The 21,159-nt window shown below is 75.4% G+C and carries 20 protein-coding genes; 7 read left to right on the forward strand and 13 right to left on the reverse strand.

The genetic code is table 11. The annotated features are described in order from the left end of the window. Window positions 1-35 precede the first annotated feature (35 nt). The 3 genes from RQM47_RS03960 to RQM47_RS03970 are packed head-to-tail and all read right to left on the reverse strand — an operon-like array spanning window position 36 to window position 2,159. The gene (locus tag RQM47_RS03960) at window positions 36-440 is read right to left on the reverse strand and encodes a hypothetical protein (protein WP_311661274.1); all 405 of its coding nucleotides are present in this window, start codon (window positions 438-440) and stop codon (window positions 36-38) included. Between the two features lie 12 nt (window positions 441-452). Further along, a complete protein-coding gene (gene gluQRS, locus RQM47_RS03965; protein ID WP_311661275.1) occupies window positions 453-1,469 on the reverse strand; it encodes a tRNA glutamyl-Q(34) synthetase GluQRS in 1,017 nt (338 codons plus the stop codon). After that, a complete protein-coding gene (locus tag RQM47_RS03970; protein WP_311661276.1) occupies window positions 1,470-2,159 on the reverse strand; it encodes an esterase in 690 nt (229 codons plus the stop codon). 196 nt (window positions 2,160-2,355) lie between these two features. Here RQM47_RS03970 and RQM47_RS03975 point away from each other — a divergent pair, with 196 nt between their 5' ends. After that, window positions 2,356-2,553 carry a DUF2256 domain-containing protein gene (locus RQM47_RS03975; protein ID WP_314007480.1) on the forward strand — a complete coding sequence of 66 codons (198 nt, stop codon included), beginning with the start codon at window positions 2,356-2,358 and terminating at the stop codon, window positions 2,551-2,553. Here the strand turns inward: RQM47_RS03975 and RQM47_RS03980 are convergent. The 3 genes from RQM47_RS03980 to recO form a co-directional block, all read right to left on the reverse strand. Further along, complete coding sequence (locus RQM47_RS03980; protein ID WP_311661279.1) at window positions 2,550-3,110, reverse strand: hypothetical protein; 561 nt, start codon at window positions 3,108-3,110, stop codon at window positions 2,550-2,552. The two genes, RQM47_RS03975 and RQM47_RS03980, sit on opposite strands and share 4 nt — an antisense overlap. 163 nt (window positions 3,111-3,273) lie before the next feature. Continuing rightward, on the reverse strand, window positions 3,274-3,945 hold the full coding sequence (locus RQM47_RS03985; protein WP_311661281.1) for a YceI family protein: 672 nt from the start codon (window positions 3,943-3,945) through the stop codon (window positions 3,274-3,276). Between the two features lie 57 nt (window positions 3,946-4,002). After that, window positions 4,003-4,833: a DNA repair protein RecO gene (gene recO, locus RQM47_RS03990; RefSeq protein ID WP_311661282.1), complete on the reverse strand. Its 831-nt coding sequence runs from the start codon at window positions 4,831-4,833 to the stop codon at window positions 4,003-4,005. A 132-nt stretch (window positions 4,834-4,965) separates the two neighbouring features. On the opposite strand from recO, the gene RQM47_RS03995 reads away from it, so the two are divergent. After that, window positions 4,966-5,496: a helix-hairpin-helix domain-containing protein gene (locus tag RQM47_RS03995; protein ID WP_311661284.1), complete on the forward strand. Its 531-nt coding sequence runs from the start codon at window positions 4,966-4,968 to the stop codon at window positions 5,494-5,496. 110 nt (window positions 5,497-5,606) lie between these two features. Here RQM47_RS03995 and RQM47_RS04000 read toward each other — a convergent pair whose 3' ends face one another. Together RQM47_RS04000 and RQM47_RS04005 are read right to left on the reverse strand one after the other, a co-directional pair. Further along, window positions 5,607-6,287 carry an SDR family NAD(P)-dependent oxidoreductase gene (locus RQM47_RS04000; protein WP_311661285.1) on the reverse strand — a complete coding sequence of 227 codons (681 nt, stop codon included), beginning with the start codon at window positions 6,285-6,287 and terminating at the stop codon, window positions 5,607-5,609. Between the two features lie 11 nt (window positions 6,288-6,298). After that, window positions 6,299-6,799 (reverse strand): nuclear transport factor 2 family protein, encoded by a 501-nt coding sequence (locus RQM47_RS04005; protein WP_314007483.1) that lies wholly within the window; start codon window positions 6,797-6,799, stop codon window positions 6,299-6,301. A 307-nt stretch (window positions 6,800-7,106) separates the two neighbouring features. Between RQM47_RS04005 and sprA the strand changes: the two genes are divergently transcribed. The 3 genes from sprA (at window position 7,107) to RQM47_RS04020 (ending at window position 16,319) form a co-directional block, all read left to right on the forward strand. Next, window positions 7,107-14,951 (forward strand): cell surface protein SprA, encoded by a 7,845-nt coding sequence (gene sprA, locus RQM47_RS04010; protein WP_314007486.1) that lies wholly within the window; start codon window positions 7,107-7,109, stop codon window positions 14,949-14,951. Between the two features lie 158 nt (window positions 14,952-15,109). Next, window positions 15,110-15,859, forward strand: coding sequence for a lipoyl(octanoyl) transferase LipB (gene lipB / locus RQM47_RS04015; RefSeq protein ID WP_311661290.1), 750 nt, complete (start codon window positions 15,110-15,112; stop codon window positions 15,857-15,859). 100 nt (window positions 15,860-15,959) lie between these two features. After that, window positions 15,960-16,319, forward strand: coding sequence for a hypothetical protein (locus RQM47_RS04020; protein ID WP_311661291.1), 360 nt, complete (start codon window positions 15,960-15,962; stop codon window positions 16,317-16,319). A gap of 73 nt (window positions 16,320-16,392) precedes the next feature. Here RQM47_RS04020 and RQM47_RS04025 read toward each other — a convergent pair whose 3' ends face one another. Genes RQM47_RS04025 through RQM47_RS04045 form a run of 5 tightly spaced genes read right to left on the reverse strand, consistent with a single transcriptional unit; the run spans window position 16,393 to window position 18,901 of the window. Next, entirely contained in the window at window positions 16,393-16,785 is a 393-nt protein-coding gene (locus tag RQM47_RS04025; RefSeq protein ID WP_314007489.1) for a DUF423 domain-containing protein, read from the reverse strand. Next, window positions 16,782-17,273, reverse strand: a complete 492-nt coding sequence (locus tag RQM47_RS04030) for a hypothetical protein (protein ID WP_314007492.1) — start codon at window positions 17,271-17,273, stop codon at window positions 16,782-16,784. Before RQM47_RS04030 ends, RQM47_RS04025 begins: the two co-directional genes overlap by 4 nt. After that, window positions 17,270-17,800 (reverse strand): ribosome silencing factor, encoded by a 531-nt coding sequence (gene rsfS, locus RQM47_RS04035; RefSeq protein WP_314007495.1) that lies wholly within the window; start codon window positions 17,798-17,800, stop codon window positions 17,270-17,272. The genes RQM47_RS04030 and rsfS overlap by 4 nt, the downstream gene beginning before the upstream one ends. 11 nt (window positions 17,801-17,811) lie before the next feature. Then, window positions 17,812-18,273, reverse strand: a complete 462-nt coding sequence (locus RQM47_RS04040) for a LytR C-terminal domain-containing protein (RefSeq protein ID WP_311661298.1) — start codon at window positions 18,271-18,273, stop codon at window positions 17,812-17,814. Between the two features lie 4 nt (window positions 18,274-18,277). Next, entirely contained in the window at window positions 18,278-18,901 is a 624-nt protein-coding gene (locus RQM47_RS04045; RefSeq protein WP_314007498.1) for a hypothetical protein, read from the reverse strand. 226 nt (window positions 18,902-19,127) lie between these two features. Between RQM47_RS04045 and RQM47_RS04050 the strand changes: the two genes are divergently transcribed. Together RQM47_RS04050 and RQM47_RS04055 are read left to right on the forward strand one after the other, a co-directional pair. Further along, complete coding sequence (locus RQM47_RS04050) at window positions 19,128-19,826, forward strand: response regulator transcription factor (RefSeq protein ID WP_311661302.1); 699 nt, start codon at window positions 19,128-19,130, stop codon at window positions 19,824-19,826. Window positions 19,827-20,016: 190 nt separating this feature from the next. Continuing rightward, window positions 20,017-21,150, forward strand: coding sequence for a sensor histidine kinase (locus RQM47_RS04055; RefSeq protein WP_311661304.1), 1,134 nt, complete (start codon window positions 20,017-20,019; stop codon window positions 21,148-21,150). Window positions 21,151-21,159 lie beyond the last annotated feature (9 nt).

Below are 21,159 nucleotides of genomic sequence, written 5' to 3' on the forward strand. Positions count from 1 at the left end.
GCTGGGGGCGGGGCGGCGACGCACCCCGCCCGGACCTACTTGCAGCCGAACGAGCCGCTGGCCGGCGGCGCGAGGCGGAGCCGGTACGTCGTCCGCCCCGCCCGGCAGACGCCGGCGAGCGCGCCCGTCTCGGTGTCCTGCTCCAGGCTGCACGCGAGCGCCCGGGGGAGCAGCAGGCCCGGCCACCGCGCGCGCGACGTCTCGAACCGGAGCCGGCCGCCCTCCCACGTCGCCGCGCCGTCCTCGGTGACGTCGGCCCGCCGCCCCGCCACGTCGAGGGCGACCGTGAAGCCGCCCGTGCACCGCTCGATCTCGGCCTGGGCGGGGTGGGCGTCGCCGCCGTGCTCCAGCGTGCCCGTCCACGTCCCCGACGGGAGCATCTGCGCCGAGGCGGGGCCGGCGAGGAGCGCGAGCGCGAGCAGGGGGAGGCGGAGCGTCATCGGGCGGGGCGGCTAGCGCGCGCGGAGGTGTGCGGCGAGACGGGCAGGGACGGTGACCGGCTCGGGCCGCACGCGGGACAGGTCGAACGAGGCCGCGACGTCGGCCGCCGCGCGCCGCCCCGCCCCCGGCTGCCCGAGCGCCTCGGCCAGCCAGCCGACGAGCGCCTCGGGCGCCACGCCGGCTTCGCGGAGAGCACGGACCGTGAGGCCCTCGTCCCGCTTCGAGAGCTTCTCGCCGTCCGCCCCGACGGCGAGGGGAACGTGAGCGTAGACGGGCTCCGCCCCGCCCAGCGCCCGCGCGAGCAGGATCTGACGGGCCGTCGAGTCCAGGAGGTCGCGGCCGCGGACGACCTCGGTCACTCCCATCGCCAGGTCGTCCACGACGACGGCGAGTTGGTAGGCCGTTACGCCGTCGCGGCGCTGGAGCACGAAGTCGCCCGTCGTCTGCCGCACGTCCTCCTCGACGAAGCCCACGACGCGGTCGTCGAACGAGACCGGCCCGCCGTCGACTCGGAACCGGAGGGCGCGGTCGGCGCGGGCCTCGGGGTCCTCGAACCAGCCGTCCGCGGGCGGGGCGGGGCGGAGGGCCGGCGGGAACGGCGGCAGGCCCGGCCCGCCGTGCGGGGCGCTCGCGAGGTCGCGGAGATCGCTCCGCGAGACGGCGCACGGGAACAGCCGCCCCGCCCGTGCGAGCCGCGCGAGCGCCGACTCGTAGAGCCCGCCCCGCTCGGACTGCCAGTACGGCGCGTGCGGGCCGCCCACGCCCGGCCCCTCGTCCCAGTCCAGCCCCAGCCACCGCGCGTCCTCCGTCTGGCGCTCGGCGGCGCCGGCCACGGCGCGCGGCCCGTCCAGGTCCTCGACGCGCCAGACGAACCGGCCGCCCCGCCCGCGCACGCTCGCCCACGCCGCGAGCGCCGCGAGCGCGCTGCCGACGTGGAGGTCGCCCGTCGGGCTCGGTGCGAAGCGCCCGACGGGCGGGGCGGCGTCGGCCGAGCGTGGGTCGGAGGGCGGGGCGGGGCGGTCTGGCATCTACTCGATCGGCTGCATAACGTCGGCCAGCAGGCGGTCGTGGAGCCGGTGGCCGCCGGAGAACGACGTGGACTCGTAGGCGACGCCGGCGTCGGTGAGGCGCCGCTCCTCCTTCAAAATGCGGCCGGGTGTGGCGAACGAGTCGCGGTCGCCGGCCACGAGCCGGAGGTCGGCCGCGTTGAGCCACGGCGCGTGCTCGCCCAGGTCGAGGTCGTGCGGGAGCGCCCCGCCCCACAGCACGAGCCGCCCCGCCCGCCGCTCGCGGCTCTGAATGAGCGGGCTGTAGGCCAGCCACCGGACGACCGTCGAGGTCCCCTGGCTAAAGCCCATGCCGCCCAGGCGGACCGCCCGCGGGTCGGCGTCGGCGCGGGCGCAGGCGGCCACGAACACGTCGTCGAGGTAGCGGACGGTGTCGGCGATCTCGGCCTCGCGGTCCTCGCGCGTCATCCAGCTCGCCCCGACGCGCTCGCCCACGCGCCGGCCGCCTTCGGTCACGTAGAACCGGCTGAGCGCCTCGGGCACGACGACGAGCCGGCCGGGCCGGAGCGCGCCCTCGAAGTGGCGGGCGAAGTACGTCGCGAGCTGGCCGTAGCCGTGGCACGCCATCCACACCTCGTCCACCGGCCCGTCCTCCGGCCCCAGCACGGCGTACCGGGCGGTCTTCACGGCGGCGATCTGGCGGACGGTCATGGGCGGGGCGGGGGAGCAGGTCGCGAAAGGTTACGCTCCGCCCGCCGCCACCGGCCGGCCGCCCCGCCCGGTGGGCACGGAGCCACCCCGCCCGTTGTACCACCCCGCCCTCGCGCGTTGCGGGCGGGGTGGCGCATCTTTCCGCCCTCCGCCCTCCGCCCTCCGCCCTCCGCCCTCCGCCCTCCGCCCTCCGCCGATGGCCCACCACAAGCCCACGCTCCCCACCAAGACCTGCGCCGTGTGCGGGCGCCCGTTCGCGTGGCGCCGGAAGTGGGCGCGCGACTGGAAGTCCGTCCGCTACTGCTCCGAGCGGTGCCGGCGGGCCAAGGGATCGGCGGGGCGGCGCGGCGACGGGCGGGGCGGGGCGGCCCAGCCTGGGCCACCGGGCGCCTAGGCCGGCACGTGGCGCACGAGCCCGTACGGCCCCGCGTGGCCGACGTAGCTCCCGAGCACCTCGCGGACCTCGGCGTCGTCGCACGCCACGTCGCCGCCAGCGCCCACGCGGCCGACGGACAGGCGGCTCCCGTCGGTGACGACGACCGCCCCGCCCTCCGCCGCCTCCTCCTCGCTGACGAACACGTAGTGCGCCTCGCCCAGCTCGGCCGTCCGGGCGGCCTCGCCGTCGAGCCGGATCGCGTGGAGACCCGAGAGGTCGCCGAGGAGCGCGCCGAGCGAGAGCCGCCCGGCGGCCGGCTCGACGCGGCCGCCCAGGAACGTCCCCCGCACGTGGACGCCGTCGCCGGGCTCGGCGAGCGCGTACCCGTCCCGGCCGCGGTGGAGGTAGCCCTTGCGCGCGAGCGCCCGGAGGTTCTGCGTCACCGAGTTCGGCGAGCGGTACCCGAAGTGGTCGACGATCTCGCGGTACGTCGGCCACACCTCGCGCGTCTCGACGTGGTCGCGGAGGTAGGCGAGGAACGCGTGCTGCTTGTGGGTCAGTTGGCGACGGCTCATGCAAGGCACCTGCGTGCTGGACGCCTCGAAGGTAGGGCGCGCGGCGTTCCCCTTCATCACGAAACCCCTCTGCGGCGGAAACCGCCACGAAAAAAGGGCGGCCCCGTGCGGAGCCGCCCCACGAGGCGCGTGGAGCGGGGCGGCCCGCTCCGCCGTCCAGCCGTCAGCTCGCGAGCTCCGGCCCGTCGGCGACCGCGTCGCCCGTGGCCACGTTGAGCTCGAGCCGGACCTGGTCGTTGATGAGGTCGTCCTGCATCCCCGGGTACGTGATGCCCCACTTGGTCCGGTCGATGAGGAACGACGCCTCGACGGTCGCGCCGTCGTCCGTGCGCTCGATGACGGCGGGGAACGAGATCTGGTTGGTCTGGTCGCGCATCGTGAGCTGCCCCGTCACCACGTGCGTCGCGGCCTCGGGCAGGAGCGAGTCGGCCGCCGTGACCGGGCGGATCGAGGACGACTGGAACTGGGCCACGGGGTACGTCTCGACCTCGAAAAAGTCGGCGCTCGACAGGTGCTCCGTGAGCCGGTCGTCGTCGCTGTAGACCGTCGTCATGTCGATCTCGATGTCGGCGCCCGTCACCTGGCCGTCGTCGACGTAGACGTCGCCCGTGACGGTGCGGAAGCCGCCGAGGTGGTTGCCGGTGAGCTTGGCCCCGGTCCACTGGACCGTGCTGTCGGTGGCCGAGATGGGGAGGGCGGACCCGGTAAAGGTGATCGGGCCGGTGGTCGCGGTCTCGACCGCCGTCGTCTCGGCGACGGGCGCGTCGCCCACGTCGCCGCAGCCGGCGAGGACGAGACCGGCCGCGGCCAGGGGGATCAGGAAGGAGCGCGTCATGGTCGGGCGGGGTGGTCGTCGTTGCAACAAGAGTTAGAGCGGAGAACCCCACCCCCGTCATCCGGTTCCGCCCCGCCCCGCCGCCCCGCCCGATGAGTCCGCCCCGCCGCGGGCGGCCGCGAGCGCGGCGTCGATCTGGTCGCTCACCTGGCGGACCCGCTCGGGGTACGTGGCCTCGGTGTGCGTGCGGAGGTAGGCGTCGGCGAGCGACTCGACCTCGCGCCGCGTGGGCTCGTCGAGCCGCATGCGGCCGGCCGTCGGGAGGTCGGTCCGCGCGAACACGGCGAACGCGCGGAGGGCGGGGCGGCTGGCGCGGACGCCTGACGACGCCCGCCCGCGCTCGGCGGCATCGGCGCCGGCGGCCAGGACGGTCCCGCTCTGGAGCAGGAGGCGCCCGCCGTCGTCGCCCAGCGCCAGCACGTCCTCGCGCTGGACGTCGGGCGAGAACCCGAGGAGGGCGGCCAGCCGGAGCTGGAACCATGGGAGCGCATTCGCCGGCCGGTCGTCCGACTCGTCTATAAAGTCGAGCGTCTGCGTGACCAGGTTGACGGCGAGCGGGTGGGCCTCGCCCTCGCCGAGCAGCGCGCGCGCGATCTCGACCACGCGGAGCCCCAGCGTGACCCGGTCGAGGTCGGTCCCAAGTCGGCGCCACCGAACAATGGGCGCGGCCTCCTTCAGCGTCTGGAGACCCCGCTGCGGCCGGTAGTAGTAGACGGCCTGGACGTACGACATGGGCTGGAGCGCCGACCCGAACTGGCTCGTCGGCCGCCGCGCCCCGCGCGCGATGACGCCGATGACGCCGTGCTGGCGCGTGAGGAGCCGGACGATCCGGCTCGTCTCGCCGTAGTCGAAGGCGTGGAGGACGACGGCGTCGGTGCGGACGATCATGGGCGGGGTACGCCCGCCCCGCCCCGCTTGTGCCCCGCCCCGCCCGCTCACGGATTGCTGAGGAGCGCGGGCGGGGCGGGGTTACGTCGCCGGCCGGCGCGCGTCTAGCGGAGCCCACCCGCCGCCCCGCCCGTGCGCTGGCTCTACCGTCTCCAGACTCGCGTCGGCCTCACCGGCCCCGAGGCGACCGCCGCCCTCGTCCTGCTCGGCGCCCTCGCCGCCGGGCTCGTCGCCGGGCGCCTCCGGTCAGCGTCCGAGCCCGTTCCGGCCGATCTCTACGCGGCGGCCGACGCCGCCTTTGCCGCCGCGGACGGCGGGCGGGGTGGGGCCGCCCCGCCCGCACAGACGGGGGCCGCTCCGCCCGCCGAGACCGCCCCGGCCAACTCGCTCGCCGACGCGCCCGCGGCCCAGGTCGCCGCCGCCGAGGTGGCCGCCGCCGCCGCCCCACGCCGGGCGTCGAAGCCGCCGCCCGCGCCGACGAACCTCAACACGGCCTCGGCCGCCGACCTCCAGCGGCTGCCCGGGATCGGCCCGGCGCTGGCGGGGCGGATCGTCGCCTACCGCGAGACGAACGGGCCGTTTCGGAGCCCGGACCAGATCGTCGAGGTCAAGGGCATCGGGGACAAGACGTTCGAGAAGCTGGCGCCCTGGCTCCACCTGTAGCGGGCGGACTGTAGCGCGCGGGCGGGGCGGCGCCTCCTGGAACGACCGCGGACTGCCGGCCTCGCGCACCACGCAACACCGGACACGCAACACCCGCGGGCGGGGCGGCGCTACCGCATCGAGCCGTAGGCGCGCATGACGGACCCGTTGTGGATCGTCCCGGCCGTCCCGCACAGCGTCACGCACAGGCCGGCCACCTCGGCCACGTCGACCCCGCGGGCGTCCTCGGGCTCGTCGCCGAACAGGATGAGCGACGGGGCCACGGCCGTCGCCGTGATCTCGGCGTCGCGGTGCTCGGCGGCGACGGACTCGACCAGGCGGAGCACGCCGGCCTTCGACGCCGAGTACGCCGCCTGCTCCGGCGCGCCCCGATCCACGCCCTGCCCCGACGCCACGCCGACGAGGTGGCCCGGCACGCCGGCCGCCGCCATCCGCCGGACGGCCTCGCGGAACACGATGAACACGCTCGTGAGGTTCACGTCGAGGACCGCCCGCCACTCGGCCAGCGTCGTCTCGGCGAACGGCCGCCCGTCCCACATCCCGACCGTGTGGACGACGGCGTCCGGCGTGCCCATCCGCTCGGCGACGGTGCCGAACGCCTCGGCCACCGAGTGCTCGTCGGTCACGTCGGCCTTGAGGACGAGGGCGCCGGCCGCCCCGCTCGGGTCCTGGTCGAGCGAGGCCACGCGCGCGCCGGCGTCCTCGAGTTGGTCGACGACGACGCGGCCGAGGCGGCCGGCGGCGCCGGTAACGACGACGACGCGGTCGGTGAGGTCGGGGGCAACGGGCATAACGTGGGGGTCTACTCGGACGACGTGTGGTCGTGGACGACGCGCCAGCCGTCGGGCGTCTGGGCGAGGACGAGCGTGAACAGGCCGCCCGGCCCCGCGCCCGGGGCGTCGCCCGCGCGCTGGAGGCGCCAGCGGCCCCACGCGAGCGCGCGGTCGGCGGCGAGGGCGTGGACGGTCAGGTCCGAGAACACGAGCTGGCCCATGGCCTCGGCGTCGGGGTAGCCGCGCTGGTACCCGGCGAGCGCCTCGTCCCAGCCGCGGCGGACCGCCCCGCCCGAGAGGAACGTGAGCGTGTCGGTCTGGGCGTAGCCCTCCATGAAGCCGCGCACCGAGCCCTGGTTCCACGCCTCGACCTGGGCCGCGAGCGCCGCGCGGACGCCGGCGCCCACCGCCGCCGTGTCGGCCGCCGCGGGCGGGGCGGTCACAGCGGGCGGGGTGGCCGCCCCGCCCAGGTCGCCGCAGCCGGTCGCGCCGAGCGCGGCGCAGAGGAGGGCGAGTCGGAACCGGGACATATGGAGCGGTGGGGGGACAAAAACTACGCACGGACGGGCGCCCGCCGAGCCACCGCCGCCGCGGGCCGCGTCGCCCGTTGGGCACGGAGAAGCTCCCTTGTCCGTCCGCGCCCGTCCCTGTAGCTTCCCCGCGTAAGACGGCACGCTTCTGGAGGCGGCCGCCACCCCGCCCCGCCCGGGGCCTCGTCCGCCTGCCGACCCCGCCCGCGCCCTATCGCCGAGTTCGCTACGCCCCGCCTGCTCCCGCCGACGGCCCCGTCTGGGCCGCCCCCCGAGCGCAGGCGCTCCTAGCAGCCCGACCGACGTCTTGCGCGCGCTCACCCCGCGGACTCCCCCCACGCCCCGCCGGCGCCTCGCCCTCCTCGGCGCGGCGTCCGTCGGCGTCCTCCTCGTGCTCGCCGCGCACGCGGGCACGGTCGAGGCCGGCCCCGGCGCGCCGCGCGGGGCGGGGTGGCTGGCCCCGGCCGACAGCGACACGGTCCGCACCACCCCGCCCGCCCCCGCCCCGCCCGCGGCGGTCCCGCTCCGTGCCGCCCCGCCCGCCGCCGGCGACTCCGCGCTCGTGGGCGGGGCGGCCGACTCCACGGAGCGGGCCGAGGCCTACTTCCGCGCCCCGCGGGCGCCCGGCCTCGGGGCCGCCCTCGCGGCCCGGCGGCGGCCCGGCGTCCGCGGCCGGCTGGGGACGTACTGGCGCCGCGAGGTCACGCTGGACTCGGCCGCCTACCGCTACCGCGTCCGCGAGACGGTCGGCGACGCCGACGTCCGGGCGCCGGCCGACGTCGGCCTCGGCGAGTTCCTCATGGCCCGGCGGCAGGAGGCCGTCGGCGAGACGTTCCGGTCGCTGGCCGCGCAGCGCTCCCAGCGCCAGACACGCCGGAACGGGCTCGGGTTCGCCGTCGAGATCCCGGGCGGGGAGGAGAGCGCGTTCCGCACCCTGTTCGGGAAGAACGAGGTGTCGCTGACCGTGAACGGGACGTCGGACCTCAACCTCGGCGTCCGCTACGACCAGAGCGACATCCAGGCCGCCCGGCGGCTGAAGCCGCCCGGTGTCGACCCCGACTTCGGCCAGGACCTCACGCTCAACATCGCCGGCATGGTCGGCGACAAGCTGACCGTCAACGTCAACTACGACACGAACAGCCAGTTCGAGTTCGAGAACCAGGTCTCGCTCGTCTACGAGGGCTACGAGGACGACATCCTCCAGCGGTTCGAGGCCGGCAACGTGTTCCTCCAGACGCCGGCCACGCTCATCCAGGGCGGCCAGCGCCTGTTCGGGCTCCGCACCGACTTCCAGTTCGGCCCGCTCGCAGTCACCGCCGTGGCGAGCCAGAAGGACGCCCAGACCGTCCAGCAGACGATCACGGGCGGGGCGGACGTGCGGACGTTCGCGCTCGCGCCCTACGACTACGAGGACGACACGCACTTTTTCCTCGGCTACGCCTTCCACAACTGGTGGGACGCCGGCCACCAGGACCCCAGCCAGCCGACGCTCCCGCCGGGCGCCCCCGGCCAGGCCGGCTTCCGCGAGCTCGTCGGCGTCCAGGTGTGGAAGCACGAGCCGTCGCTGCGGACGCTGATCCGCGAGGACCAGGAGACGACGTGGGCCGTCGCCCTCGCCGACCTCGGCGAGCCCGCCGCCGTGCTCGCGGGCGGGGAGGCCTACCTCGGCGCGTTCGACGCGGCCACGGGCCAGTACGAGAACGCCGCCGCCCCGCTCCCCGACCCCGCCCTCGACCAGTACACCGAGGCCATCCTCGCCCCGGTCCGCGAGGACGGCTCCTCGACCGGCGCCGACAACATCCTGGGGCCAGGCGCCTCGATCCCCCAGAGCGCCCTCTTCAACAACGTGTTCCGGCTCCTCCGCGACGGCGTCGACTACACCGTCGACGGCCAACTCGGATGGCTCTCGCTGACGACGGCGCTGACCGAGGACGAGGTGCTGGCCGTGGCCTACCAGTACCGGACGGCCGACGGCCGCCTCGTCAGCGTCGGCGACTACCTCCAGCCCGCCCAGAGCTCGGCGCAGACCGGGCCGCGCACCATCCTCAAGCTCCTCCGCGCGCCGACGCCGGTCCCCGAGGACCCCCTCTGGGACCTCACGCTCCGCAACGTCTACCGCGTCGGCGGGCGGAGCCTGAGCGCGTCCACGTTCGACCTCGCCCTCACGTTCGAGCCCCCCGGCGGGACGCCGAACGAGATCCCCAGCGGCCTCTCGCTCGGGGGGCGCACGCTGCTCGCGGCGTTCGGGCTCGACCGGCTCGGCGAGCAGGGCCAGTCGCGCGCCGACAACACGTTCGACTTCCGCGTCGGCTACACGATCGACCCCGGGGCCGGCCGCGTCATCTTCCCCACGCGCCAGCCGTTCGGCGACTACGCCGAGGCTCTCATCCGCACCGGGCAGACCGTGACCCGGGGCGACCGGCTGACGGTGGCGTTCGAGGGCCTCGATGAGGCCGCCGCGCTCGACCTCTACGCCCCGGTCCTCGGCGCCCGGCCCGGCGCCCGCGACCTCTACGACGTGAAGCGGGTCAACGCGCAGCGCCAGATCCAGGGGCTCGCGCGCTACCGGATCGCTGGCGAGTACCGGAGCGCGACGCAGTCGGTGTTCCCGCTCGGGTTCCAGATCGTCGAGGGCACCGTCCGCGTGACGTCGGACGGCCGGGAGCTCGCCGAGGGCACCGACTACCGCGTGAACACCACGAGCGGGACCGTCGAGATCGTCAACCCGCTCTACCTCCAGAGCGGCCAGCAGATCGAGGTCACGGCCGAGCAGCAGGACCTGTTCGCCGTGACGTCGAAGACGCTCCTCGGGCTCCGGGCCGACTACCGGATCTCGGAGAACGCGCTCCTCGGAGCCACGTGGATGCAGCTCTCGGAGCGGCCGCCGGTCGGCGTGGGCAAGTTCCAGGTGGGCGCCGAGGCCCTCGACAACACGGTCGTCGGCGTCGACGGCTCGTACCTCGCCGCGCCCCGGTGGCTCACGCGTGCCGTCGACGCGCTCCCGCTCATCCAGACGCGGGCGCCGTCGGCCGTCGAGCTCCGCGGCGAGTACGCCCGCCTGACGCCGGGCCACCCCCAGACGCGGACGTTCAGCGAGGCTCGGGGCGCGCTCCGCGACGCGGGCCTCGACTTTGCCGACGACGAGCTTGCCGGCGTCAGCTACATCGACGACTTCGAGGGGAGCGAGACGGCGTACACGGCCCCGCAGCAGACGACGGGGTGGTCCCTCGCGGCGGCGCCCGAGTCGGCCGGCCCGCCGGGCACGACGCTCCGGCCGGCGGGCGGGGCGGGCGTGACCTCCCCCGACCTCAAAAACAACTGGCGCGGCCTGTTCACGTGGTACTCGCTCGCCGAGGGGGACTACGAGGGGTACGAGGAGCGGGGCCTGCTCACGCCGGCGGCGTCGCCGATCTCGCGGGTCGACCTGTACGAGATCCCGGGGACGCCGACGCGCGAGGACGTGCTCCCGCTCGGCCTGCTCGACGTCTACTTCGACCCGACGCGGCGCGGCCCCCACAACTACAGCGACGAGCTCGACGCCACGCTCGGCCCGCGGCGCCGCGACGTCTGGGGCGGGTTCGTGCGCCCGATCGAGGGCGCGTTCTCGGACTTTGGCGGCCGGAACAACGTCGAGTTCGTCGAGATGCTGTTCGCCCCGCTCGGCGGCCGGGACGGGCGCGAGCCGGTCGCGCCGGGCGCGCGGATGTACCTCGACCTGGGCCAGGTGAACGAGGACGTCCTCCCGAACGGGGTCTTCAACAGCGAGGACGGCCTGGGCAACAACCCGTCGGTCGACGCCGCGCCGTTCGACGCCTTTAGCCGCCGGCCGTCGCAGCAGGCGAACGGGGTCGTCGACTTTTTCGACGGGACGGGGCAGACCGAGGACGTGGGCATCGACGGGCTCCCGACCCGCCCCGCCCTCACGGCGAGCGGGGGCACGCCCTACGCGTTCAGCGAGGAGTCTCAGTTCGCGCCGTTCCTCGCGCGGCTCCCCGCGGGCGGGGCGGTGCGCGCGCGGGCGCTCGCGGACCCCTCGGGCGACGACTTCCACAACTTCGACGACGACGAGTACTTCGACGGCCCGCTCTTCCCGGGCGGGGCGTCGGTCCAGGAGCGGTACGGGGCCTACTACCCGGCGACCGAGCTCAACTCGCCGATCGCGCGGAGCCGGATCATCGAGGGCGGCCGTGGCCTGACGGCGAGGCCCGACAACGAGGACATCGACGAGAACGGCCGGACCAACACGGCCGACCAGTACCACCGCTACGAGATCCCGCTCGACGACGCCGGCCTCCGCGCGAGCCCCTTTTTCCGCGAAGCCATCCAGGTCGACAACCGCGTGGCCGGGCGCCAGACGTGGTACCTCCTCCGCATCCCGGTCCGCACCCCGGACCGGACCGTCGTGGGGCTGGCCGACACGTCGGACTTTTCGCGGATCGAGGCCGTCCGCCTGTGGACGACGGGCCACGACAGGCCGGCCACGATCCGGTTCGCGTCGTTCGAGCTGGCGGGGAGCCAGTGGCTCAAGTCGGGGCAGGTGGGCCGCGTCGGGGCCGGCGACTCGACGTCGACGCTCGGCCCCGAACCCAGCCTGTTCGTGGCCTCGGTCAACAACGAGGAGAACCCCTCGACCTACGCCGTCCCGCGCGGGACCGTCCTCAACACGACGCCGTCGGTCTCGGGCGGGGCGGCGCAGACGCAGCGCGAGAAGGCGCTCGTGTTCCGGGCCGAGGGGCTGGGCGAGGGGCGCCGGGCGGCGATCGTGCGGTCGTACGCGACGCGGCCGCTCGACCTCACGAAGTACCGGAACCTGCGGATGGCCGTCCACGGCGACGGGTTCGACCGCCGCGACTCGGTCCGCGTGTTCCTCCGCATCGGCGACGACGAGGCCGAGAACTACTACGAGATCGAGCAGCCGGCGTACCCGTTCGACCCCGCGCGGCTGGCGGCGCTCGCGCCGTGCCCGCCGGCGGCGCCGTCGAACTGCGCCCGCTCGGACAGCCTGTGGCAGACGCAGGTGCCCGTCGGCGGCGCGCGCGTCGACCTCAACCCGGTCAACCTCGTGCTCCGCGAGCTCAACGCGCTCAAGCGCGCGCGCGACCTCAGCGCCACCCCGCCCGGGGCGCGGTTTACGCGGGCGGCGACGGAGGACGGCGTGGCGCCCGGCGCGCGGCTCACGGTCCGCGGCGAGCCGTCGCTCCAGGACGTCCGCACGGTCGTGCTCGGCGTGCGGAACGCGCCGGGCGGGGCGGCCGCCCCGCTCGACGTCGAGGTGTGGTACAACGAGCTCCGCGTGTCGGGCTACGACGAGGAGGGCGGCGGGAGCGGGTTCCTGCTCGCGAACGTGGCGCTGGCCGACGTGGCGACGGTGAACGCCCGGCTGAGCTTCGTCGACGACGGGTTCGGCGACCTGGGCGGGGCGCTCGGCGGGCGGTCGTTCGCGGCGCAGCGGGCGTTCACGCTCACGTCGACGTTCGCGGCGCACAAGCTGCTCCCCGAGCGGTTCGGGTGGTCGATCCCCGTCAGCGTCTCGGCGACGGAGAACACGTCGACCCCGCGGTTCGACCCCGACAACGGCGACGTCCGCCTGGACGACCTCGCCGACGCCGTCGCGGAGCAGGGCGGGGGGGCGGGGCGGCGCGAGCTGACGGCCGACGAGGTCGTGCGGCGCGCGCAGACGGCGACGAGCTCGCGGAACGTCCGCGTGCAGGCGACGAAGACCGGGAGCCGCTCGCCGTGGCTCCGCTACACGGTCGACGGCCTGACGGCGAGCTACACGCTCTCGGCGCAGGACGGGCGGAACCCGTCGAGCGCGCGGAGCGCCCAGGACACGTGGACGGGCAACCTAGCCTACCGGCTGACGGTCCCGGAGCCGTTCCCCGTCCGGCCGTTCGGGTTCGCGCGCGGCGTGCCTGTGTTGGGGAGCGTCCTGGGCGGGCTCCAGCTGAACCTGCTGCCCCAGTCGCTCAGCCTCTCAGCCGACGTCGCCCGGCGGACGTCGGCGACCGAGCCGCGCCTCCGCGAGCAGTTTCTGGGCGAGCCCGACGAGGTCCAGTCGTTCCGGGCCTTTACGCGGCGGACGCAGCTGTTCGACCACGGGCGCCAGATCGACGTCCGCTACAACCCGTTCTCGTTCCTCCAGCTGAGCTACGCCTCGAACACGGACCAGGACCTGGGGCGGGCGGGGCAGCGCGAGACGCTCCGCTACCTCGTCCGCGACCCGAGCGGCCCGTTCCAGCGGGTCTACGAGTTCGACCCGCTGGACCTCGCCGGCGGCGACGTCCGCGACGACCCCGCCGTGCTGGCGGACCTCGCGGCGGCCGGGCTCCTGGAGGACGGGGCGTTCCCGGCGGGCGTCGAGGTCCTGGGCGGGGCGGCGATCGACGTGCTGCCCGTGGGGGAGGCGCTGGGGAACCTGTTCGGGAGCGGGCCGGGGCTCCGCACGCGGCGCTACGACCAGACGCTGACGACGACGCTGCGCGTGAGCACGCGGCGCGTCAAGTGGCTGTCGTGGCTCCAGCCGCAGGCCCTCAGCTACTCGGCGAACTACTCGTGGGCCGACCAGCCGATCGCGTCGGCGCCGGACCTCGAGGTGGCCTCGGCGGGCACGCGCGGCCAGATCCAGTCCAGCCTCCGGATCGTCCCGCGCGATTTTTGGCGCCTGTTCCCGTTCTACCGCCGCCTGGAGGCGGCGGCGGGGCGGGGCGGGGCGGCCTCGGGCGCCGAGGCCCGGAGCGCCGAGGGCGGGGCGGCGGCCGACAGCGCCGGGCGAGGGGCGCTCCCGGTCCGGCTCGCGCGCGGCGCGTTCCTGGGGCTGACCGGCATCGACGACGTCACGCTGACGTACCGGGGCTCGCTGACGTCGGCGACGGGCGGGCTCGAGGGGCAGGGGTACAGCCTGTTCTCGGCGCTCTCGGGGGCCGCCCCGCCCATCGGCTACCGCCTGGGACTCGACCGCGAGCTCGGCCTCGACCGCCGCGTGTTCGACGACCGCGTCAACCGCTTCGGCGACCAGTCGGGGACGCAGCACGACCTCGACGCGCGGACGCAGCTGTCGCCGTTCCGCGGCCTCAACGTGGGCCTCACGTGGCGCGTCGGGTGGTCGTCGACGAGGGACCGGAGCTTTAGCCCGAACCTCCTCGGCGGGCTCAGCGAGGGCCTCCCGCAGTTCCGGGGGGCCGGCGAGGCGACGGTGCTCTCGTTCGGGGCGTCGTACCGCGGGTTCGTCCGGCGCCAGGCCGACCGCTACCTCGCCGACCGCGAGGCGGCGGGCGGGGCGGAGCGGGGCCAGACGATCGGGTCCGAGGTGCTCTCGCCGACGGGCCTGGCCGAGGACTTCGGCGCCGAGTTCGGGCGCGGGGCGGGGCGGTTCGGGCCGGGCGGGTTCTACCCGGTCCCGCTCCCCAACTGGACCGTCACGTACTCGGGCCTCGAACGGCTCCCGGTGCTCCGGTCGCTCGCGGAGAGCGTCTCGCTCCAGCACGGGTACTCGTCGACGAGCCAGGTCGGCGTGGGCACGTTCTACGCCGACCCCGAGCGGCCCCGGCTCCCGGAGCTCGACGGCGTGCGCCTGGCCGGGGCGGCGACGTTCGCGGAGGACGGGTTCGACGAGCCGGTCTCGCTCTCGGTCAACCAGCGGTTCCAGCCGCTCCTCGGCGTCACGGTCGGGTGGAAGGGCGGCGTGCAGACGAGTGTGAAGTGGAACCAGAGCACCGTCTACCAGCTGGCGACGGCGGCGGCGGACGTGAACGAGAAGTCGGCCCGCGATGTCCGGCTCGAGGTCGGGTACGCGAAGACGGGCCTGAACCTGCTCGGGCTCGGCCGGCTGAACAACAACGTGCGCGTGACGCTGACGGCGTCGTTCGCCGACGACCACTTTATGCAGTACCCGCTCCGCGAGGACCTCGGCCGCGTCGTGGCGGAGGCGCTGGGGGGCAACGCGGAGCCGGAGGGGGACGGCGACCCGTTCCGCGACCCGGAGCCGCGGTTCACGAAGCGGCTCCTGCTCTCGCCCCGCGTCAGCTACACGGTCTCGGACCGGGTCACGGCCGACGTCTTCGCGACCTACGAGCGCCTGGACCAGACGCTCGGCGGCGGCGGTAACACGCGCTTCAACGGCGGCGTCAACCTGCGCGTCCTGTTCTCGAACTAGGGCAGGGGTGCGGGGTATCGGGTACGAGATGCGGCCACGACACGCCGGCCCGCCCCGGCCCGCCGTCGCATGCAACGGCGCTCCCGCCCCGCCCTCGCCTCGCCGCCTTGACCCCGCGTGGGCGGGGTGGGCGTTCTCCCGCCTTCCGCCTTCCCGCCATGTCCCACCCCGCCCACGTCGTTCGTCTGGGCCGCGCGCCGTACCGGGACGTGTGGGCGCTCCAGCAGGAGCTCCAAGACGGCCTCATCGCAGCGAAGCGGGCCGCCCCGCCCGAGTCCCCGCCGCACACCGTCCTCGTGGTCGAGCACGACCCCGTCATCACGCTGGGCAAGAGCGGCGACGCGGCCAACGTGGTCACGCCCGAAGCCGAGCTCGCGCGGCGGGGCGTCGAGGTCGTGCGCGTGGACCGGGGCGGCGACGTGACGGTCCACGGGCCGGGGCAGGTCGTGGTGTACCCGGTCCTCGACCTCGACCGGCTGGAGACGCCCGAGGGCGCCCCGCTCCGCGACCTCCACCGCTACCTCCGCGAGCTCGAGGAGGCCGTCATCCGCACGTGCGCCGACGGCGGCGTAGCCGCCGGCCGCGTGGCGGGGCGGACGGGCGTGTGGGTCGGCCCCGACGACCGGCCGGAGCGGAAGGTGTGCGCGATGGGCGTCCGGTGCAGCCGCTGGGTGACCATGCACGGCCTGGCCCTCAACGTGACGACGGACCTCGCCCTGTTCGACCTTGTCGTCCCGTGTGGGATCGCCGACCGGGCCGTGACCTCGCTGGCCGCCGAGGGCGCCCGGCTCGCCGATCCCGCGGCCGTGACGGACCGCCTCCTGACCCACCTCGCGGACCGCCTGGGGCTCGACCTGGAGGAGGCGGGCGGGGTGGACACCGAGCGCGCCGCGCCGGCGGGCGTGTAATTCTCCCGCAGGCGCAACCCGGGGCGGGGCGGCGTACGTTGCACCCGCCCCGCCCGGACGGCGGACCCCCTCTTGTCTCCCTCCTCCCCGCGCACACGCCATGGCCGCCCCGTTCAACGTCGAGCAGTTCGCCCTCCAACTCCTCACCGAGTCCCTCTTCTACGACGAGGAGTACGGGGCGCTCGGGAACGTGAGCCTGATCGACAAGGAGAGCGTCCGCGAGCGGTACCTGGCCTCCTACGACCCCGACCGCGACACCTTTCTCATCGAGGAGGCCGTCGAGTGGGAGGAGCTGGACGCCGACGAGGACGGCGAGGTCGACTACGCGCTCGCCGTCGACGGCGAGGAGCACGGGACGTACGGGACGCCCGAGGAGGCGGCCGAGGTGCTCATGGCGCTCGCCCGCGACAAGAATCTGGCGCCCAGCTTCATGATCCTCTTCGACGAGGAAACAGGGTGAACGCTGAAATCTGAACGCTGAGCGATGAAGGCAAATTCGGAGCTGGCGGACTCCGTCCTTCCCCCTTCGTCGTTCAGCGTTCTTTAAGCCCCGCCCAGGCCAGCGTACCCCACCCGACGAGGAAGGCCACGCCGCCGAGCGGCGTCACGGCCCCGAGGGCGGGGAGGTCGAGGAGCACGAGCGCTACAAGGCTCCCCGAGAACAGCGCCACGCCGCCGAGGAACAGCCACCCCGCCCGCAGCGCCGCGCGCGCGCCGGTCTGCCCGGCGACGAGCGCCGCGAGCACGGCCGCGAGCGCGTGGACCTGCCCGTAGGCCGCGCCCGTCCGCCAGACGTCGAGGCGGGCGGGGGGGACCGCGTCGGCGAGCGCGTGCGCCCCGAACGCGCCGGCCGCCACCATTAGGCCGCCGACGACGGCCGCGGCGGCGACGAGCCGCCCCGCCCCCGTAGGGAGATGCCTGCTCACTGCTCGGGGAGGGCGGGGAGGACCTGGAACGGAACGACGGTGTCGTTGACCTTCAGCGTGTAGCTGCCGGCCGCGAAGGCGCCGTCGAGCGGGAGGTAGAACCGGAACGGCCGGACGACCGCCGCGCAGACCGTTTCGAGCGGCTGCCGCATGGCGAGCGTCGCCGTCACGTAGTGGCCCGCCCGCTCCTGACGAACGTCCGAGAGCGCCGAGCACGCGTCGGGGAACGCGCCCAGAACGACGGCCTCGACCGCCACGCCATCGCCCGGGGCGGGGCGGCCCGCCGCGCGCACGCCGACGGAGTCGACGACGGCGGGGAAGGCGAGCGTGCGGACGGTGGTGTCGGGCGGGGCGAGCGTGACGGTCGTGCGGCCGCCGACCGCCCCGCCCACGCGGTACCCGTAGCGGTCGGGCGCGGCGGCCTCGCCCGAGCCGCCGCAGGCGGTCAGGAGTAGGGCACCGCCGAGGAGGAGCGCGCGCGCCGTCATGCGCCCTCCGGGTCCGCCCCGCCCGCGTCCGCCCCGCCCTCGCCTGTCGCGCGCTCGTCCGCCTCGCCCGAGGGCGCGGCGGCGTTCGGCGGCGGCGTGCCCTCTTCGAGGAGCGCGGCCGTCGGGTGCTCGTCAGTGACGGTCTGGGTTGGGGCGTCGCCCCAGAGCCGCTCCAGGTCGTAGTGCGCCCGGAGCTCGGGGTCGAACACGTGGACGGCCAGGTCGAAGTAGTCGAGCACGATCCACCGGCTCGTCCCCGGCTGCCCCTCGCGCGAGACCGGCCGCTCGCCGGCCTCGGTCCGCAGCCGGTCCACCACGCCGTCCACGATGGCCTTGATCTGGAGGTCCGACTCGCCGGTCGCGAGCACGAAGTAGTCGACCTCGCCGGAGATCCCCCGGAGGTCCATGACGGCCACGTCGAGCGCCCGCTTGTCGAGGGCGGCGTCGAGCGCGAGTTGGGCGAGCACGCGGCCCGGCGTCGGTCCGGTGCGGGGCGGGCTCTGAGGCTGGGGCGAGGCGGAGGGCATACGGTCGGGGGCTAGTCGGAGGCGGGCGGGGCGGGGCGGTCGAAGGGGGCGAGCGCGGGGTAGTCGGCGCCCAGCGTGACGGTCACGTCGAGGGCGTAGTCGTTGGCGGGGCCGCCGGTGACGACGGCCTCGGGGCTGAGCCCGAGCGCCTGCGCCACGTGGCGCGCGTCGCCCGGGGTCCCGGCGCGGACGACGACGGTCGACGTGGGCTGGCGGTCGGCGTTCCCCAGGCCGACCACGTCGAACCCGCGGCGGCGGAGGTGGGCCGTGGTCCGCGACGCGAGCCCGTCGACGACGGAGCCGTTGCGGACCTCGACCTTGATCCGGCTGAGGTCCTCGGCGACCTCGCGCGTCGGCGTCGTGCGGGGCACGAAGGTCCGGCTCGCGAACCCGTAGAGGAGCACGAGGACGAGCACCCCGCCCGCGACGAGCGCCACGTTGAGGAGGCCGTCCGTTAGCCGCGAGTCGGCCACGGGGCTACCGGCCGTCGCGGAAGAAGAGGGCGTCGCCGCCGGACGGCGCGAACGTGGCCGAGAACCCGGTCCGCCCGTACGCCCGCCCATAGGCGCCGGGGCCGTATCCGTAGGCCCCGTAGCCCTGGCCGTAGCCCCGCCCGTAGCCGTACGGCGAGCCGTAGGCCCCGTACGGGCTCTGCTGCACCCGGAGCTGGAGCGTCATGCTCTCGGTCGGCCGGTAGGCCAGCTCGGCGTTGCGGAGGAACACGCGGACGTCGCTCGCCCCGTCGAACCCGAGCGCCGACTGCACGCCGGCCGAGCCGAACGGGCTGTGCGCCACGCCCACGTCGACGCGCCCCGCCAGCTTGGCCGACGGCTGCCAGCGGAGCGACGACGTGAACACGCCCAGGCCTACGCCGCCCGCGGGGCCGGACCCGTACGAGAGCTCGTAGGAGTGGCCCAGCTTGAGGGTTTCGGCGTTGAACAGCTTTCCGAGGCCGAGTCCGCCCGGGGCGTCAGTGAGCGCCACGGGCGCCTGCCGGCCGGGGAGGTCCGCCGTCCGCTGGGCGGCGGCAGGCGTGGAGACCGCGAGGGCGAGCGCGAGGACGGCCAGGAGCGCGAACGGGGGCGGGGCGGGGCGGCGCATGGGCAGGGCGGGCGGGACGGCCAGAATAACCTGGGGCGGGGCGGGACGTCGTCCAACGCCGGGCGCTCCAGAAGGTCCCCCAACGGCCCACGCCGGGCGGTGGTGCGCGGGGCGGGGCGGTGGAAGGGCCGCCCCGCCCGCGTGGTCGGCTCAGGACACGGAGCGGTAACACGCCGCGCGGCCGCCCCGCCCTAGCTTGACGGCCGCCCCGCCCGCCCCGCCCCCGATGGCCCCCGAGACCGCCACGGTCCTCGTCGTCGACGACGAGCCCGACCTCGTCGAGCTGATCCAGTACGCGCTCGAGGCCCAGGGCTTCACCGTCCTCACGGCGGCCGACGGCGTCGAGGCGCTGGCGCTCGCCGAAGCCGAAAGGCCGGACCTCCTCGTCGTCGACATCATGATGCCGCGGATGGACGGGATCGCGCTGACGGCCCAGGTCCGCGAGCGCGGCGCGCTCCGGCTCACCCCGATCCTGATGCTGACGGCGCGGACCGACGAGCGCGACGAGATCGCGGGCCTCCAGGCCGGCGCCGACGACTACCTCCCGAAGCCGGTCTCGCCCAAGCGGCTCGTGAGCCGCGTGAAGGCGCTCCTGCGCCGCGTCGAGCGCGAGGACGGGGCGACGACGAGCCAGGTCCGCGTCCACGACCTCGTCGTCGACCGCGAGCGGTACGTCGTCGAGCGCCCAGACGCCGACGAGACGTTCCGGCTCCCGCGCAAGGAGTTCGAGCTCCTGTTCTTCCTGGCGAGCCACCCCGGCCGCGTGTTCGAGCGCGACGAGCTGCTCTCGGCCGTCTGGGGGCCGGACGTCGTCGTGGTCGACCGGACCGTCGACGTCCACGTGCGGAAGATCCGGGAGAAGATCGGGAGCGACTACATCGAGACGGTCAAGGGCGTGGGCTACCGGCTGGCCGAGGCCGTCTAGAGCAACGTGCAGGTGGGTACAGGGTACTCGGTACAGGGTACGCGAGCGCCGAGGTCAGATCGGGCCGTACCTCGTACCCGGTACTCCGTACCCACCCGAAGTACCCACCCGAAAGGAGCTCCAGGGCGCCGGGCGGGGCGGAGTATCCTGCGCCCGCCCCGCCCCGCGGAGCCGCCCCGCCCCGAGCGCGATGCCCGCCCCGCCCCGCTTCCACCGCCTGTCCCTCCGCGTCGCCGTGGCCGTGGCCGGCGCGGTCGCGGTCGCCGGCGTCGCGGGCGCCCTCGCGCTCGGCGCGGGCGGGGCGGGCGCGGTCGCAGGGCTCGCGCTGGCAGCTGTCGCCGGCGTGGCCACGTACGTGGCCGTCTCGCGCCAGGTGGCCGAGCGCCTCGACCTGGCGCGGCGGACGCTCCGCGACGCCCGCAAGCGGCGGTTCGACGCGCTCGCCCGGCTCCCGGGCACCCGCCGCGACGACCGCGACGAGCTCGACGCGCTCACCCGTCAAGTCGGGCGGGCGGGGCGGGCTCTCCAGGAGGAGATCAAGCGGCTCGAACGCGTCGAGAGCTATCGCCGCGAGTTCCTGGGCGACGTGAGCCACGAGCTCCGCACGCCCATCTTCGCGATCGCCGGGTTCGCCGAGACGCTCCTCGACGGCGCCCTCGACGACGACCGCGTGCGGCGGCGGTTCGTCGAGAAGGTGCTCTCGAACGCGCGCCGCCTCGAAACCTTGACGCGCGACCTCTCCGACATCTCGAAGCTCGAAACCGGCCAGCTCGTGCTCGACCGGGCCGCCTTCGACCTCGCCGCGGTCCTAGCCGACGTGGTCGACGGCCTGGAGCCGGCCGCTGCCGCGCGCGGCGTCGGGCTCGCGGCCCGCCCCGCCCCCGGCCTCCCGCCGGTCGTGGGCGACCGCGACCGCGTGCGGCAGGTGCTGGCGAACCTGGCCGAGAACGCGCTCAAGTACAACGAGCGGGGCGGCTCGGTCGAGCTCACGGCCCGGCTCCGCCCGACCGGCGAGGTCCGCGTGGCCGTGGTCGACGACGGGATCGGGATCCCGGCCGACGCGCTCCCGCGCCTGACCGACCGCTTTTTCCGGGTCGACAAAAGCCGGTCGCGGGCCGAGGGCGGGACCGGGCTCGGGCTGGCCATCGTCAAGCACCTCCTCGAAGCCCACGACCAGCGGCTCGACGTCGAGAGCCGCGTCGGCTATGGGTCGACGTTCTCGTTCGCGCTCCCCGCGGCCGCCCCGCCCTCGGCGGCCTCGGACGACGCCGCTGAGGCCGGCACGGCGGGCGGGGCGGTCGGGCGGGGCGGAACTCGGTCCTGACCCTGCCGG

The sequence above is a fragment of the Rubrivirga sp. S365 genome, assembly GCF_032248475.1.
Lineage (GTDB): Bacteria > Bacteroidota > Rhodothermia > Rhodothermales > Rubricoccaceae > Rubrivirga > Rubrivirga litoralis.

Bases quoted from the DNA above. Each gene is read 5' to 3' on its own strand.
- RQM47_RS03960 (WP_311661274.1), bottom strand. From the start codon at position 440: ATGACGCTCCGCCTCCCCCTGCTCGCGCTCGCGCTCCTCGCCGGCCCC.
- gluQRS (WP_311661275.1), bottom strand. From the start codon at position 1,469: ATGCCAGACCGCCCCGCCCCGCCCTCCGACCCACGCTCGGCCGACGCC.
- RQM47_RS03970 (WP_311661276.1), bottom strand. From the start codon at position 2,159: ATGACCGTCCGCCAGATCGCCGCCGTGAAGACCGCCCGGTACGCCGTG.
- RQM47_RS03975 (WP_314007480.1), top strand. From the start codon at position 2,356: ATGGCCCACCACAAGCCCACGCTCCCCACCAAGACCTGCGCCGTGTGC.
- RQM47_RS03980 (WP_311661279.1), bottom strand. From the start codon at position 3,110: ATGAGCCGTCGCCAACTGACCCACAAGCAGCACGCGTTCCTCGCCTAC.
- RQM47_RS03985 (WP_311661281.1), bottom strand. From the start codon at position 3,945: ATGACGCGCTCCTTCCTGATCCCCCTGGCCGCGGCCGGTCTCGTCCTC.
- recO (WP_311661282.1), bottom strand. From the start codon at position 4,833: ATGATCGTCCGCACCGACGCCGTCGTCCTCCACGCCTTCGACTACGGC.
- RQM47_RS04000 (WP_311661285.1), bottom strand. From the start codon at position 6,287: ATGCCCGTTGCCCCCGACCTCACCGACCGCGTCGTCGTCGTTACCGGC.
- RQM47_RS04005 (WP_314007483.1), bottom strand. From the start codon at position 6,799: ATGTCCCGGTTCCGACTCGCCCTCCTCTGCGCCGCGCTCGGCGCGACC.
- lipB (WP_311661290.1), top strand. From the start codon at position 15,110: ATGTCCCACCCCGCCCACGTCGTTCGTCTGGGCCGCGCGCCGTACCGG.
- RQM47_RS04020 (WP_311661291.1), top strand. From the start codon at position 15,960: ATGGCCGCCCCGTTCAACGTCGAGCAGTTCGCCCTCCAACTCCTCACC.
- RQM47_RS04030 (WP_314007492.1), bottom strand. From the start codon at position 17,273: ATGACGGCGCGCGCGCTCCTCCTCGGCGGTGCCCTACTCCTGACCGCC.
- rsfS (WP_314007495.1), bottom strand. From the start codon at position 17,800: ATGCCCTCCGCCTCGCCCCAGCCTCAGAGCCCGCCCCGCACCGGACCG.
- RQM47_RS04045 (WP_314007498.1), bottom strand. From the start codon at position 18,901: ATGCGCCGCCCCGCCCCGCCCCCGTTCGCGCTCCTGGCCGTCCTCGCG.
- RQM47_RS04050 (WP_311661302.1), top strand. From the start codon at position 19,128: ATGGCCCCCGAGACCGCCACGGTCCTCGTCGTCGACGACGAGCCCGAC.
- RQM47_RS04055 (WP_311661304.1), top strand. From the start codon at position 20,017: ATGCCCGCCCCGCCCCGCTTCCACCGCCTGTCCCTCCGCGTCGCCGTG.